Source organism: Micromonospora sp. CA-249363 (assembly GCF_050950185.1).
Taxonomy (GTDB): domain Bacteria; phylum Actinomycetota; class Actinomycetes; order Mycobacteriales; family Micromonosporaceae; genus Micromonospora.
Genome location: NZ_CP192020.1, coordinates 1,346,354 through 1,361,219 on the forward strand (window position 1 = coordinate 1,346,354; position 14,866 = coordinate 1,361,219).

Here is a 14,866-nt window from a genome sequence, read left to right on the forward strand (position 1 = left end):
CGAGTACTTATCTGAGCGCACTCTCCTCCGTCGAGAGTGCGCTGGCCCCGTGCATCTGCACGAGGGCCGTTTTTATTGCCGTCGGAACCTGTCGCGACGGGCCCACGCCCGCGTCGCATCGCTGAACAAGCCCCAGCCACTCCAGCCGAAGGCCAGAACCACCATGACGAGACCAACGCCCGAGACCCTCGCCCACACCGCCCGGCGGGCCCGCGCGACCGCCGACCCGGCCGGCGCCGCCGACCCCGCCGCCCGCGCCGCGGCCACGCCGGCAGTCCCGGCCGTACGGACAACCGCCCCGGCCCAGGTCTCCGGCGCCGGCTCGCTGGTGCGGTCCCTCGAGGCGCTCGGCGTCGACGTCGTCTTCGGCATCCCGGGCGGCGCGATCCTGCCGGCGTACGACCCGCTCTACGACTCCACCGTCCGGCACATCCTGGTCCGCCACGAGCAGGGCGCCGGTCACGCGGCGACCGGCTACGCGCAGGCCACCGGCAAGGTCGGCGTCTGCATCGCCACCTCCGGCCCGGGCGCGACCAACCTGGTGACGCCGATCGCCGACGCGTACATGGACTCGGTCGCGATGGTGGCGATCACCGGCCAGGTGGCCCGTCCGTCGATCGGCACCGACGCCTTCCAGGAGGCGGACATCCAGGGCATCACGCTGCCGATCACCAAGCACAACTTCCTCGTGCAGACCGCCGAGGAGATCCCGCAGGTGCTGGCCGAGGCGTTCCACCTGGCCAGCACCGGCCGGCCCGGCCCGGTGCTCGTCGACATCCCCAAGGACGTGCTCCAGGCGTCGACCACCTTCACCTGGCCGCCCACGCTGGACCTGCCCGGCTACCGGCCCACCCTGCACCCGCACGGCAAGCAGATCCGCGAGGCGGCCCGCCTGCTGGCCAGCGCCCGGCGGCCGGTGCTCTACGTGGGCGGCGGCGTGCTCAAGGCCGGCGCCACCGAGGGGCTGCGTCGGCTCGCCGACCTGACCGGCATTCCGGTCATCACGACCCTGATGGCGCTCGGCGCGTTCCCCGACTCGCACCCGCAGCACCTGGGCATGCCCGGCATGCACGGCACGGTCGCCGCCGTGTACGGCCTCCAGAAGGCCGATCTGATCGTGGCGCTGGGCGCGCGGTTCGACGACCGGGTCACCGGCAAGCTCGACTCGTTCGCTCCGGACGCGGCGGTGGTGCACGCCGACATCGACCCCGCCGAGATCGGCAAGAACCGGCACGCGGACGTGCCGATCGTCGGTGACGCCAAGCACGTCATCGACGAGTTGATCGCGGCGGTCACCGTCGAGCGCGCGGCGGGGCGCGTCACCGATCTGGCCGACTGGTGGACCCAGCTCGACGACCTGCGCAACCGTTATCCGCTGGGCTACGACGAGCCGGCCGACGGCACGCTCTCCCCGCAGTACGTGATCAAGCGGTTGGGAGAGATCGTCGGTCCCGACACGATCTTCGTGGCCGGGGTGGGGCAGCACCAGATGTGGGCGTCCCAGTTCATCTCCTACGAGAAGCCGTACACCTGGTTGAATTCCGGCGGTCTCGGCACCATGGGCTACGCGGTGCCGGCGGCCATGGGCGCGAAGGTCGGCAAGCCGGACGCCGTGGTGTGGGCGATCGACGGTGACGGTTGCTTCCAGATGACCAACCAGGAGTTGGCGACCTGCGCGCTGGAGGGCATCCCGGTCAAGATCGCCGTCATCAACAACGGCAACCTCGGCATGGTCCGGCAGTGGCAGACGCTCTTCTACAACGAGCGCTACTCCAACACAGAGCTGGGCACGCACAAGCACCGCATCCCCGACTTCGTCAAGCTCGCCGAGGCGCTGGGCTGCGTCGGGTTGCGCTGCGAGACCGCCGAGGACGTGGACAAGACCATCGCCGCCGCCATGGAGATCAACGACGCCCCGGTCGTGATCGACTTCGTGGTCGGCAAGGACGCCATGGTCTGGCCGATGGTGGCCGCCGGCACCAGCAATGACGAGATCATGTTCGCCCGTGGCGTCCGCCCGGTCTTCGACGAGGATGACATCTGACCATGAGTGAGCAAAGCGAACGAATCATCAAGCTCAGTGATGCGGGTCGTCAGGGCGCGACCGAGCGAAGCGAGGTCGTGGCATGACGATGCACACGCTGTCCGTGCTCGTGGAGAACAAGCCCGGCGTGCTCGCCCGGGTGTCCGGCCTGTTCTCCCGGCGCGGGTTCAACATCGACAGCCTCGCCGTCGGCGAGACCGAGAACCCGGACGTCTCCCGGATCACGATCGTGGTCAACGCGGAGTCGTCCCCTCTGGAACAGGTCACGAAGCAGCTCAACAAGCTGGTCAACGTGCTCAAGATCGTTGAGCTGGACCCGCAGGTCTCGGTCGCCCGGGAGTTGCTGCTGGTCAAGGTCCGCGCCGACCGGGCCGCCCGGTCCCAGGTGCTGGAGACCGTCAACCTGTTCCGCGCCCGGGTGGTGGATGTCGCACCGGACACGCTGACCATCGAGGCCACCGGCACGCCGGACAAGCTCGACGCGCTGCTGCGCGACCTCGAGTCCTTCGGCATCAAGGAAATGGTCCAGTCCGGGCTGGTGGCCATCGGGCGCGGTTCGCGTTCGATCACCGCCGGTCCCGCGCTGCGGGCCGCCTGACCCATCCGCACAGACCACGACGGGCACTCAGGCCGTCGTACGAAAGGGAAGTTCTCATGAGCGTTGAGGTGTACTACGACGACGATGCCGACCTCGGCCTGATCCAGGCCAAGAAGGTCGCGGTGATCGGCTACGGCAGCCAGGGCCACGCCCACGCGCTGTCGCTGCGCGACTCCGGCGTCGACGTGGTGATCGGTCTGCCGGAGGGCTCGAAGAGCCGTCCCAAGGCCGAGGAGCAGGGCCTGCGGGTGGTCACGCCGGCAGAGGCCTCGGCCGAGGCGGACGTGATCATGGTGCTTGCGCCGGACACCGCCCAGCGCAAGATCTACGCCGAGTCGATCGAGCCGCACCTGGCCCCCGGCAAGGCCATCTTCTTCGGCCACGGTTTCAACATCCGGTACGGCCTGATCAAGCCGCCGGCCGAGGTGGACGTCGCCATGGTCGCCCCCAAGGGCCCCGGTCACCTGGTGCGTCGCCAGTACGTCGACGGCAAGGGCGTGCCCTGTCTGGTCGCCGTCGAGCAGGACGCCACCGGCACCGCGTTCGCGCTCGCCCTCGCGTACGCCAAGGGGATCGGCGGCACCCGGGCCGGCGCGATCAAGACCACCTTCACCGAGGAGACCGAGACCGACCTCTTCGGCGAGCAGGCGGTGCTCTGCGGCGGCGCCTCGGCGCTGGTGCAGACCGGTTTCGAGGTGCTCACCGAGGCCGGCTACGCCCCGGAGGTGGCCTACTTCGAGTGCCTGCACGAGCTGAAGCTGATCGTCGACCTGATGTACGAGGGCGGCATCGCCAAGATGCGGTACAGCATCTCCGACACCGCCGAGTACGGCGACCTCTCCCGGGGCTCGCGCATCATCGACTCCCGGGTCAAGGAGGAGATGCGCAAGATCCTCGGCGAGATCCAGTCCGGCGAGTTCGCCCGCGAGTGGGTCGCCGAGGACGAGGCCGGCCGCCCCAACTTCACCAAGTGGCAGGCCGAGGGTGCAGCGCACCCGATCGAGGAGACCGGTAGGAAGCTGCGCGGCATGATGAGCTGGGTCGACCGCCCGATCACCGAAACCGCCTGACCCACCCACGTCCTCGGGCCCCGGGCCGCGCTCTCCCCAGCGCGTCCCGGGGCAACCCCGCCCCGCCCCGCCCTCGCCCCTCGCCCCACGTCGATCTTGCACTTTCGGATGTCGATTTGTGGGCCTCTACCCCTTACGTCGCCACAGAAAGTGCAAGATCGCGCAGGCTGGAGTGCGCGGGGCGGGGGTGGGGTGCGTTTCGGGGCGGTGAACTACTGGTGTCCGGGCGTGTGAGGGCACTCACCCCGTAGACCGGAACACGCCGGCCAGCGCGGCCCCTACGATCGCGGGTAGGTGCGCTGAGCCGGCACCTGACGGCCACGGCGCGGATCAGCACGGGGTGCAGTGCGGCGCCCCGCCACCCGCGCCGATCGCAAACACGACCTCTACGAGGACCGATGAATCCTGTCGTACTGATCGCCGAAGAACTCGCCCCCGCCGCCATCGAGGTGCTAGCTCACGACTTCGACGTCCGTCACGTCGACGGCACCGACCGTCCGGCCCTGCTCTCGGCGCTCTCCGAGGCCGACGCCGTCATCGTGCGCAGCGCGACCCAGATCGACGCCGAGGCGGTCGCCGCCGCGCCGCGACTCAAGGTGGTCGCCCGCGCGGGCGTCGGGCTCGACAACGTCGAGGTGCCGGCAGCCACCGCGCGGGGTGTGATGGTCGTCAACGCGCCCACCTCGAACATCGTCTCCGCCGCCGAGCAGGCCGTCGCACTGCTGCTCGCCGTCGCCCGCAACACCGCCAGCGCCAGCGCGGCGCTCAAGGCGGGCGAGTGGAAGCGGTCCAAGTACACCGGCGTCGAGGTACAGGGCAAGACTGTCGGCGTGGTCGGGCTCGGCCGCATCGGGGTGCTGTTCGCGCAGCGCATCGCCGCGTTCGGCACCCGACTGATCGCGTACGACCCGTACATCCAGCCGGCTCGGGCGGCGCAGCTCGGCGTACGCCTGGTCGGGCTCGAGGAGTTGCTGCGCGAGAGCGACTTCATCTCGATCCACCTGCCGAAGACCCCGGAGACGGTCGGCCTGATCGGCGAGAAGGAGTTGGCGCTCGTCAAGCCCGGCGTCCGCATCGTGAACGCCGCCCGCGGTGGTCTGGTCGACGAGCAGGCGCTCGCCGACGCGATTGCCGAGGGGCGGGTCGCCGGCGCCGGCGTCGACGTGTACTCGAAGGAGCCGTGCACCTCCTCGCCGCTGTTCGCCTTCGACAACGTGGTGGCCACCCCGCACCTGGGCGCCTCGACGCACGAGGCACAGGACAAGGCCGGTCTGGCGGTCGCCAAGAGCGTGAAGCTGGCGCTGCAGGGCGAGTTCGTGCCGGACGCGGTCAACGTCCAGGCCGGCGGCGTGGTCGCCGAGGACGTCCGCCCGCTGCTGCCGTTGGCCGAGAAGCTGGGTCGGGCCTTCACCGCCGTCGCCGGCGGGATCGCGGCCAGCGTCACCGTCGAGGTGCGTGGCGAGGTCGTCGGCCACGACGTGTCGGTGCTCAAGCTGGCCGCCACGAAGGGCTTGTTCAGCTCGGTGGTCGAGGAGCAGGTCACCTACGTCAACGCCCCGCACCTCGCCGCCGAGCGCGGCGTCGAGGTCACTCTGGACAGTCAGGTCGAGTCGGCCGACCAGCCGCTGCTCGTCACGGTGCGTGGCGCCCTGCCGGACGGCCGGGCGGTCAGCGTCTCCGGGACGGTCACCCACGCGGGCAGCCGCGACGTCCCGCGGCTGACCGAGGTGGACGGCTTCGACGTGGAGATCGCCGCCGAGGGCATCCTGCTGTTCCTGCGGTACGCCGACCGCCCGGGCGTCGTCGGCACCGTCGGTACGCTGCTCGGCGAGTCGGGCATCAACATCGCCGCGATGCAGGTGGCTCGGCGCGAGGCGGGCGGCGAGACGCTGATGACCCTCACCGTCGACCAGGCGCTCGGCGCCGACCTGCTCACCTCGGCGGCCGACTCGATCGGCGCGACCGCGGCCAGCGCGGCTGACCTGCGCGACGAGTAGTGAACGGCCGCCGCCCGACGGGCGGTGGCGGCACGGACGACAGCACCACGGGGGGCCCGGCGACTGCGCCGGGCCCCTTCGTCGTACGCCGGGAGGTGGTTCGCCCCGGAAGTGGTCAGTTCGGCAACCGGGCCGGAGGCGGATAGACCGAGCCGTCCTGGGGGTCGAAGAGCATCAGCCCGTGCTCGCCGGCCAGCCGCTCGATGTCCAGCAGTACCTGGTCCGGGCAGGTCGGGTGCAGGTTCAGCTCGACGTGATCGTGGGCGGCGTGCAGCGGCGCGACAGCCCAGGGGCTGTCCGGGCCGGGGTGCCGGTCCGGATAGGACGCGGTGATCGCCCGGTAGAAGCCGACGACGCGCGGGTCCGGGTATCGGTCCACGTGCCGCCCTTGCCGGCAACCCTCGACCGCTGCCCGCACGTCCTCGGGCGTCGCCCCGTCCTCCAGGGCCCACACACTCAGATCGAAACTCACGGCGGACAGCGTGCCATCCGTCGTTCACCATGTCGAAATTGCCTCGCCGCAGGCCAATCGCCGAACCTCTGCGGAGGCGTCGGAAGGAGTCCGCTGTGGAGACTCTTGCGTCGAGTTGCGTCGATTCGCTAGCGTACGACTGCGGTTACTGGCCGCCAGGCCGTGACGCCGGCCCGTCTTCGGGTGGCGTGGCCGACGTCCGGCCCGACCGGTCCGCACCCCTCGATTGTGCGAGCCACGCGCACTCGTCGCTGATTGGCCCCCACAGCCGTTGCCGAGGCCGTGGGGGCCGATCGCAATCCAGGCGCTCCGGGGTCGCCCTTCTGACGTGCGACCAGACGCTCGCCACGCGGCTATGATCGGCCGCCGTGACAAGCGCCCAGTTGTCGAATGGCGATGGCCGTCGGGGTGGTCGCTGGGCCGCCCGGCGGCGGCGACCTGCGCCGCCACGACGAGTGCCGGGCTCGACGCGGCTCCTCGCGGCCCTGGTGGCGGTGCTCGTGCTGGCCGCCTGCTCGACCGATCCGACCGGCTCGCCCACTGGGCGCGACTCCTCGTCGGCCACGGGGAGCGTCGAGCCGAGGTCGACGAGTGGGCTGGGCCCGGCCGGGGGCCGGCAACCCGGTACGGTCGGCGCGGACGAGGCCCAACGCCGCCGTTTCGCGGCGGCGGCCACCCTTCTCAGGAGCAAGCCGGGAGTCCTCGGAATCCTGGTACGGGACCGGCGCACCGGCAGGTCCTGGCGGGCGGGGACGACCGACCGTCCGATCTGGACGGCCTCCACCATCAAACTGGCGATGGCCGTCGGGCTGCTGGAGCGCTCGTGGGCGGGCGAGATCACGCTCGACACCACCGCGCGTCGACAGATCGCCGACATGCTGAACTTCTCCTCCGACGACGCGGCCACCGCGCTGTGGAACCGCTATGGGCGCGACGGACAGCTCAAGCGCTTCCGGGGGCGCTACGGCATGACCGGGCTGACCACCGTCGCCGGCTACGCGCGCTTCTGGGGGCACCTCAAGTGCACGGCCGAGGATCTCCAGCGGTTGATGTCGTACGTGCTGGACGACCTCGATCCGACCGACCGGGCCTATCTCGTCGGCGCGATGCGGTCGGTCGGCTCGATCCAGCGGTGGGGTGTCTGGGCGGCCGGCAGCGACATGCACCCCGGCACCAAGGACGGTTGGTCGATCGAGCCGGACCCGGGCGGAGAGCACTGGGTCACCAACACCGTGGGGTTCGCCGGCGACGACCAGCGCTACGTCGTCGCCATCATGTACCAACTCCCACCCGGCAAGGGGATCGACGTGGGAGTGCATGCCGTGAGCGACCTGGTCGCCACCGTCTTCGGGGCACGGACCCCGGCACGGGTGACCGTGCCGGACCCCAGCACGGGACGCTGATGGCGGTAAGGGCTCAGCGTCGGTGGGCGAAGAGCGCGCGGTACTCGGAGCCACCCCGGAACCAGGTCAGGCCGGTGGGGCCGGCGGCGTAGAGCGCGGTGGCGTACGCGTCGGCGACCGTCAGGTCCGGGCCGACGACGGTCGCGGCGAGCAGGTGGTGGGCCGGCTCACCGGTGTGCGGGTCGACCACGTGCCCCTGCCGTCCGGACACCCCGGAGGTGCCGACCGCCCCAGAGGTCATCTCCAGCACCAGTGGCGCGCGGTCCGGCGCCGTCGGGTGGTGGATCGCGACCCGCCACGGTCCGCCGTGCGGCGCGCGGCCCCGGACCACGAGGTCGGCGCCGGCGAGTACGGCGTAGTCGTGCACGCCCGCCGCGCGCAGCCGGGCGGCGGCCCGCTCGACGGCCCAGCCGCCCAGCAGGCCGCCCGGGTCGAAGCCGCCGGGCACCGCCCAGGCGTCGAACCAGCCGTCGGTGGCGGCGCGCATCGCCGCGCAGCGGTCCACCAGGTCGGCCAGCGGGGGGTACGACTCCGGGCTGATCTCGCCCCGACGCAGGCGGGAGACCAGGCTCTCCGGGCGGTTCGGGCCGTAGGTCAGGTCGACGGCGCGCAGCTCGGCGACGGCGTCCCGCAGCGCCTCGCCGACCCCCCGACGACCGAGCGACTCGGGGGCGTTGAGCAGCAGCGTGTACTCCGCCGTGGCGGTGCGGACGGTGTGCTGCACCGCGATGCGGCCCTGGGTCGCGCTGGCCGGGTCGAACCGGCGACGGCGGCTGCCGAGGCGGAGGTCCGGCCTGCGGTGCCGGAACGTCGACAGCTCCGGCCAGCGGGTCCGTGGCTGCTCGTCGATGCGCATCGCGCCTGCCCCCTCGCAGTTGACGTCACGTCGTCACGATCACCGTGCGCGGGCCCCCCTGACCCGCTGACCCCTACCGTAGGCAGCGCACATGATCGCTACATGAGTCCCGCCTGAGAGGGTGCTGTGCATCCGGTAATCCCGAATGCTGGAAGCATCGTACCGGGGGGCGGGACGGCGACGTACCGTTGCCGAACAGGGCAGTCGAGCGTGGGGAGAGCGGGCGTGGCGCGGATCGCGGTGGTGGCCGGAGACGGCATCGGGCCCGAGGTGGTCGCGCAGGCTCGCAAGGTCCTCGACGCGGTGCTTCCCGGCGTGCAGGCCACCGAGTACGACCTCGGCGCCGCCCGCTGGCACCGCACCGGCGAGGTTCTGCCCGACTCGGTGCTGACCGAGCTGGCCGGGCATGACGCGATCCTGCTCGGCGCGGTGGGCGACCCCACGGTGCCGCCGGGTGTCCTGGAGCGCGGCCTGCTGCTCAAGCTCCGGTTCGCCTTCGACCAGTACGTCAACCTGCGTCCCTCGCGCCTCTGGCCCGGCGTCGCCGGGCCGTTGGGCAACGTGAAGCCGGGCGAGGTCGACCTGGTGGTGGTCCGCGAGGGCACCGAGGGGCTGTACGCCGGCGCGGGCGGTACGTTGCACCGCGACACGCCCGCCGAGGTCGCCACCGAGGAGAGCCTCAACACCCGGCACGGCGTGGAGCGGGTGATCCGCGACGCGTTCGCGCGGGCCGGTCGCCGGGAGCGGCGCAAGGTCACGCTGGTGCACAAGACCAACGTGCTGACCCACGCGGGGTCGCTGTGGTCGCGTGCCTTCGCGGCCGTCGCCGCCGAGCACCCGGACGTCGCGACGGAGTACCAGCACGTCGATGCCGCCGCGATGTTCCTGGTGACCCAGCCGCAGCGCTACGACGTGGTGGTCACCGACAACCTCTTCGGCGACATCCTCACCGACATCGCCGCCGCCGTCACCGGCGGTATCGGGCTGGCCGCCAGCGGCTGCATCAACCCCGAGGGCGCGTACCCCTCGATGTTCGAGCCGGTGCACGGCTCGGCGCCGGACATCGCCGGGCAGGGCATCGCCGACCCGGTGGCCGCGGTGCTCTCGGTGGCGCTCCTGCTGGAGCAGCTCGGGCACGCCGAGGCGGCGGCCCGGGTCAACGCGGCGGTCGCCGCCGAGTTGGCCGGCCGTACCCCGGGCACGGCGCTGCGCACCGCCGAGGTCGGCGACCGGCTCGCCGCCCACGCCGTAGCCTGACCGTCCCGGGCCGCGCACCGCGGCCGGGGCGGTATCCGCCTGTCCGGGCAGCCCACCCGGTCCCGAGCGGCGCTACCTTCTGAACGGTCGTTCGGGGTAAGTTTCTGGCACAGCCATGTCGGTGTGCGATCCCGCATGCCGTTGTCCCGCAGGGAGGTCAGCGCGATGAGCGGTGGTGACAAGCTCGACTTCGAGATCCGTCCGAATCCCGCGCCGGTATCCGCCGCCGACCGGGCTGCCCTGCTGGCCAACCCGGGGTTCGGCCGAGTCTTCACCGACCACATGGTCACCGTCCGGTACGCCGACGGCAAGGGCTGGTACGACGCCCGGGTGGAGGCGCGGGGGCCGATCCCGATGGACCCGGCCAGCGCGGTGCTGCACTACGCGCAGGAGATCTTCGAAGGGCTGAAGGCGTACCGGACGGCCGACGGCGGCGTGACCATGTTCCGGCCGGACGCCAACGCCGCCCGCTTCGTCGACTCGGCGCGGCGAATGGCGATGCCGGCGTTGCCGCCCGAGGTGTTCGTCGACTCGTTGCACCGGCTCATCGAGATCGACCGGGAGTGGATCCCGACCGGCGAGGACGGCAGCCTCTACCTGCGGCCGTTCATGTTCGCCAGTGAGGTCTTCCTCGGCGTCCGTCCGGCCAATGAGTACCTCTACATGGTGATCGCCTCGCCGGTCGGCGCGTACTTCACCGGCGGCGTCAAGCCGGTCACGGTCTGGGTCTCCCCGGACTACACGCGGGCGGCGCCCGGCGGCACCGGCGCGGCCAAGTGCGGTGGCAACTACGCCGCGTCGCTGGCGGCCCAGGCCGAGGCCATCGACGCCGGCTGCGACCAGGTCGTCTTCCTCGACGCCGTGGAGCGCCGGTTCGTCGACGAGCTGGGCGGCATGAACGTCTTCTTCGTCTACGACGACGACTCGGTGGTCACCCCGCCGTTGACCGGCACGATCCTGCCCGGCATCACCCGGGACGCGGTCATGACGCTGGCCGGCAAGGCCGGGCACCAGGTGCAGGAGCGCCCGGTGTCGTTCGCCGACTGGCAGGCCGACGCGGCCAGCGGCCGGCTCCGCGAGGTCTTCGCCTGCGGCACCGCCGCGGTGATCACCCCGATCGGCGGGGTGCGCTTCCCCGACGGCGAGTTCCTGATCGGTGGCGGCGAGCCTGGTCGGGTCACCATGTCGCTGCGCCAGCAGTTGGTCGACATCCAGCGCGGCAAGGCCGCCGACCCGCACGGCTGGGTGCACCAGGTTCTGTGACGTCCGTCGGCTGGCCGGCCCGTCGAGACGGGCCGGTCAGCCCCGGTCCTCGTCGAGCAGGTGGTCGCGCAGGGCCGCGAGCTGCGCGTCGGTCACCCCGCCATGCCGCAGGTACGCCTCGATCGAGCCGTACCCCTCGCGCAGCTCGTCCAGGAAGATCTGCATGGCTTCGACGGGCGACGCGAGGAACGGCGCCGGCACCTCTGCGGCGTCCGGCATGGTGGCGGCCAGCCAGGCGCTGAACCGGGCGGACGCCTCGGTGCTCAAGGCGTAGTCGGCGGTGATGTCCGCGTCGTCGACGCCCAGAACGGCGAGCGTCAGGGCGCACACGATGCCGGTGCGGTCCTTGCCGGCCACACAGTGCACGACGACCGGGGCGTTCGCCGAGTCGGCGATCAGCCCGATCGCCTCGCCCAGACCCGCGGTGCCGGTCTGGGCCAGGGCGGCGTAGCGGTCGGCGAGGTAGCGCGCCAGGTCGGTGCCCTTCTCGTGCGGCGTCAGCGACCAGTCCTCGTGCTCCGGGTGGATGTGCCGGTACGTCAGCCCCTGGTACGCCGGCACCCGACCGTCGCGCTCCACCTCGCTGGGGCGGCGCAGGTCGACGACGGTGCGGATGCCGATCGCGGCGAACGCGTCGCGGTCCTGCTCGTCGAGCCGGTGCAGGGAGTCGGAGCGGTAGAGGCGACCACGGCGTACGGTGCGGCCGTCGTGGCCGAGGTAGCCGCCGACGTCGCGGAAGTTGAAGGTCGCGGGCAGCGTGATGTGACGTTCGTCGTCGATGGCGTCCACGTGCACACGGTAACGGCCGGCGGGCTCGTGTCCCACCGGCCGTCGGATCGGATCGGTCAGCGCGCGGTGCCCGGGGGGAGCGCGCCGTACGTCTCGTCGTAGTAACCGCCGAGCTGGTCCCGGTACGTCGGGTCGCTGTGGCTGGCCTCGTCGTACTCCGGGGCGGCCTTGATCTGGTCGCGGGTGCGGTCGACCGAGACGGTGCGCTGGTCGTGGTCGACCAGGTTGACCGTGCCGGCGGGCAGCATCACCTTCTTGCCGAAGATCCACGGCCCGGTGTCCACGACCAGGTAGCTGCCGCCGACCTCGTGGCTGGCGCTGTCGATCTTGCCGACACCGCCGTCGCTGGCCTCGACCTTGTAGCCGACCAGGTCGGCGTCGGCCACGCCGGCGGTGTCGCGGTAGCGCCACGGGTCGAACGTGCCGGCCGGCGCCCCGCCGGGCACGGCGCCCTGGTCTCCGCCGCGCAGCGGGTCCGGCCCGGCGTGGGCGGCGTGCGGGTCGATCCTGTCCATGCCGTTCGCTCCTGACTGTCGCCGATCGTCCGGGCTCGCGTGCCCGCGTCCCGTTGAGGAGCTACCCGGCTCCGGGGGCCCGGAAACGACGGCCGGGCCGAAACGGGGGCGCCGGTCCGGGCGCGCGTGACCGCACGAGGCACCTCAGGCCAGGGCGGCCTCGGCGTCCAGCGTGACCGCCGCCGCGTGGACGACCGCGGAGATGCGCAGCGCCTCGTGCACCTGTTCGCGGGTGAAGTCACGGCGTCGCAGTGCCTTCTCCTGCGTCTGGAGGCAGATCTCGCAGCCGGTGATCGCGGAGACGCCGAGGCACCACAGCTTGAAGTCACCCTTGTCCACGCCCGGTCGGCCGATGATCTGCATGCGGAGGCGGGCCGGTATCGAGGCGTACTCTTCGTCGCCCACGAGATGCGTGGCGCGGTAGTAGATGTTGGTCATCGCCATGATGGCCGCCGCGCCCTTGGCCGCCTCGACGCCGTTCGGCCCGAGACGGTCGAGCGCCTCGGCGGCGATCTCGCGCAGCACCAGTGGGTTGCGCGCGGCCACCGCGCAGGCCAGCGCCGTGCCCCACGTCTGCGCCGGGGTCAGTGTCGACGCGCCGAGCGTGGAGTCGAGGTTGTGGGCGATGTCCGCGGCGTACGCGGGCAGGGCCGCCCGGATCGTGTCCAGTCCCACGGGTCAGCCCTCGGCGGGCGGAGCGTCGGTGTCGCGCGACACGGTGAGCACGGAACCTCCTTGCGGGCGGGATGTCCCACCATATGGATTGTCCCTCCCAAAAGCGGGAGCGGGTGGCAGAGTGGCGATCGTGACCAGCACCGCCCTGATTATTGCGACCTAGCGCGCCGGCTCTCCCCTCCGCCGAGCGCGCAGACCTCCCGCATCCCGCGGGGGGTCTTTTTGTTGCTCCGAGAAAGGATCCTGATGACGTTCCAGGTCTACGACACGACGTTGCGAGACGGCGCCCAGCGCGAGGGGCTCACCTACTCGGTGGTCGACAAGCTGGCGGTGGCCCGGCTGCTCGACGAGTTCGGCGTCGGGTTCATCGAGGGCGGCTGGCCGGGCGCCGTGCCCAAGGACACCGAGTTCTTCCGTCGCGCCCGCACCGAGCTGACCCTGCGCCACGCCGTGCTGGTGGCGTTCGGGGCCACCCGCAAGGCCGGCGTGGCGGTCGCCGAGGACCCGCAGGTGCGCGGCCTGCTGGACGCGCAGACCCCGGCGGTCGCCCTGGTCGCCAAGGCCGACATCCGCCATGTCGAGCGCGCCCTGCGCACCACCGGCGCGGAGAACCTGGCGATGATCCACGACACCGTCGCCCACCTGGTCGCCGAGGGACGCCGGGTGTTCGTCGACGGTGAGCACTTCTTCGACGGCTACCGCCACGATCCCGCGTACGGCGCCGCCGTGGTGCAGACCGCGCTCGCCGCGGGCGCCGAGCGGATGGTCCTCTGTGACACCAACGGCGGGATGCTGCCGTCCCAGGTGACCGCCGCGATCAACGACCTGACCGACCGGCTCGGGGTCGACGCCGCGCTGTTCGGCATGCATGCCCAGAACGACACCTCCTGCGCGGTCGCCAACACGATCGCCGCCGTCGAGGCGGGCGTCCGCCACGTGCAGGGCACCGCCAACGGGTACGGCGAACGCCCCGGCAACGCCGACATCTTCGCGGTCGTCGCCAACCTCCAACTCAAGCTCGGCATGCCCGTCCTACCGGAGGGCTGCCTGGCGCAGATGGTGCGGGTCTCGCACGCCATCGCCGAGATCGCCAACATCGCCCCCGACACCCACCAGGCGTACGCCGGGGCCGCCGCCTTCGCCCACAAGGCGGGGCTGCACGCGAGCGCGATCAAGGTCGACCCGTTGCTCTACAACCACGTGGACCCGTCGGTGGTGGGCAACGACATGCGGATCCTGGTGACCGAGATGGCCGGCCGGGCCAGCGTCGAGCTCAAGAGTCGAGAGCTCGGCCTGGACCTGGCCGACCGTCCGGAGGCGCTGACCCGGGTCACCAAGCGTGTCAAGGAGTTGGAGGCCGGAGGCTGGTCCTTCGAGGCCGCCGACGCCTCGTTCGAGCTGCTCGTCCGCTCCGAACTCCCGGAGGGCGGCCCGGCGCGGCCGTTCACCCTCGAGTCGTACCGGGTGCTGGTCGAGCACCGCGAGGACGGCGCGGTCGTCTCCGAGGCGACCGTCAAGATCCGGGTACGCGGCGAGCGGGTCATCGCCACGGCCGAGGGCAACGGCCCGGTCAACGCGCTGGACGAGGCGCTGCGGGTGGGGCTGACCCGGCACTATCCGCAGTTGCGCGAGTTCGAGTTGGCCGACTACAAGGTGCGCATCCTGGAGGGCAGCCACGGCACCGGAGCGGTGACGCGCGTGCTCCTGGAAACCGCCAACGGCACCGGCCGGGACTTCACGACGGTAGGTGTCCACCCCAACGTCGTAGAGGCGAGCTGGCACGCCCTGGTGGACGCCCTGACCTACGGCCTGGCCAAGACCCCGGTCTGACCCCTCCACCCCATCTCCGCGATCTTGCACTTTGTGTCGACGAAACGCGGCTTTTGTCGCTGATGCGGCGACAGAAAGTGCAAGATCGACGGGGTGG

General features: G+C 71.7%; 13 protein-coding genes. 8 read left to right on the forward strand and 5 right to left on the reverse strand.

The window, feature by feature from the left end:
* The first annotated feature begins 163 nt into the window (after positions 1-163).
* The 4 genes from ACQPZK_RS06345 (at position 164) to serA (ending at position 5,709) form a co-directional block, all read left to right on the forward strand.
* Positions 164-2,044 carry an acetolactate synthase large subunit gene (locus ACQPZK_RS06345; protein ID WP_433537395.1) on the forward strand — a complete coding sequence of 627 codons (1,881 nt, stop codon included), beginning with the start codon at positions 164-166 and terminating at the stop codon, positions 2,042-2,044.
* Between the two features lie 82 nt (positions 2,045-2,126).
* On the forward strand, positions 2,127-2,642 hold the full coding sequence (gene ilvN / locus ACQPZK_RS06350; RefSeq protein WP_030337232.1) for an acetolactate synthase small subunit: 516 nt from the start codon (positions 2,127-2,129) through the stop codon (positions 2,640-2,642).
* A 56-nt stretch (positions 2,643-2,698) separates the two neighbouring features.
* Positions 2,699-3,712, forward strand: a complete 1,014-nt coding sequence (ilvC, locus tag ACQPZK_RS06355; protein WP_433537396.1) for a ketol-acid reductoisomerase — start codon at positions 2,699-2,701, stop codon at positions 3,710-3,712.
* A gap of 398 nt (positions 3,713-4,110) precedes the next feature.
* Complete coding sequence (gene serA / locus ACQPZK_RS06360; protein ID WP_433537397.1) at positions 4,111-5,709, forward strand: phosphoglycerate dehydrogenase; 1,599 nt, start codon at positions 4,111-4,113, stop codon at positions 5,707-5,709.
* Positions 5,710-5,824: 115 nt separating this feature from the next.
* Here serA and ACQPZK_RS06365 read toward each other — a convergent pair whose 3' ends face one another.
* The gene (locus ACQPZK_RS06365; RefSeq protein ID WP_355052173.1) at positions 5,825-6,181 is read right to left on the reverse strand and encodes a hypothetical protein; all 357 of its coding nucleotides are present in this window, start codon (positions 6,179-6,181) and stop codon (positions 5,825-5,827) included.
* Positions 6,182-6,636: 455 nt separating this feature from the next.
* On the opposite strand from ACQPZK_RS06365, the gene ACQPZK_RS06370 reads away from it, so the two are divergent.
* On the forward strand, positions 6,637-7,584 hold the full coding sequence (locus tag ACQPZK_RS06370; RefSeq protein ID WP_433537398.1) for a hypothetical protein: 948 nt from the start codon (positions 6,637-6,639) through the stop codon (positions 7,582-7,584).
* 13 nt (positions 7,585-7,597) lie between these two features.
* On the opposite strand, the gene ACQPZK_RS06375 is transcribed toward ACQPZK_RS06370, so the two are convergent.
* Positions 7,598-8,440, reverse strand: coding sequence for an FAD:protein FMN transferase (locus tag ACQPZK_RS06375; protein WP_433537399.1), 843 nt, complete (start codon positions 8,438-8,440; stop codon positions 7,598-7,600).
* Positions 8,441-8,665: 225 nt separating this feature from the next.
* On the opposite strand from ACQPZK_RS06375, the gene ACQPZK_RS06380 reads away from it, so the two are divergent.
* Entirely contained in the window at positions 8,666-9,697 is a 1,032-nt protein-coding gene (locus tag ACQPZK_RS06380) for a 3-isopropylmalate dehydrogenase (RefSeq protein ID WP_433537400.1), read from the forward strand.
* A gap of 165 nt (positions 9,698-9,862) precedes the next feature.
* Positions 9,863-10,960 carry a branched-chain amino acid aminotransferase gene (locus ACQPZK_RS06385; RefSeq protein ID WP_433537401.1) on the forward strand — a complete coding sequence of 366 codons (1,098 nt, stop codon included), beginning with the start codon at positions 9,863-9,865 and terminating at the stop codon, positions 10,958-10,960.
* Positions 10,961-10,996: 36 nt separating this feature from the next.
* Here the strand turns inward: ACQPZK_RS06385 and ACQPZK_RS06390 are convergent, their stop codons facing one another.
* The 3 genes from ACQPZK_RS06390 to ACQPZK_RS06400 form a co-directional block, all read right to left on the reverse strand.
* The gene (locus ACQPZK_RS06390; protein WP_433539125.1) at positions 10,997-11,755 is read right to left on the reverse strand and encodes a tyrosine-protein phosphatase; all 759 of its coding nucleotides are present in this window, start codon (positions 11,753-11,755) and stop codon (positions 10,997-10,999) included.
* A 50-nt stretch (positions 11,756-11,805) separates the two neighbouring features.
* Positions 11,806-12,264: a PRC-barrel domain containing protein gene (locus ACQPZK_RS06395; RefSeq protein WP_433537402.1), complete on the reverse strand. Its 459-nt coding sequence runs from the start codon at positions 12,262-12,264 to the stop codon at positions 11,806-11,808.
* A 144-nt stretch (positions 12,265-12,408) separates the two neighbouring features.
* The gene (locus tag ACQPZK_RS06400) at positions 12,409-12,939 is read right to left on the reverse strand and encodes a carboxymuconolactone decarboxylase family protein (protein ID WP_433537403.1); all 531 of its coding nucleotides are present in this window, start codon (positions 12,937-12,939) and stop codon (positions 12,409-12,411) included.
* 246 nt (positions 12,940-13,185) lie between these two features.
* On the opposite strand from ACQPZK_RS06400, the gene cimA reads away from it, so the two are divergent.
* Entirely contained in the window at positions 13,186-14,769 is a 1,584-nt protein-coding gene (cimA, locus tag ACQPZK_RS06405; protein WP_433537404.1) for a citramalate synthase, read from the forward strand.
* Positions 14,770-14,866 lie beyond the last annotated feature (97 nt).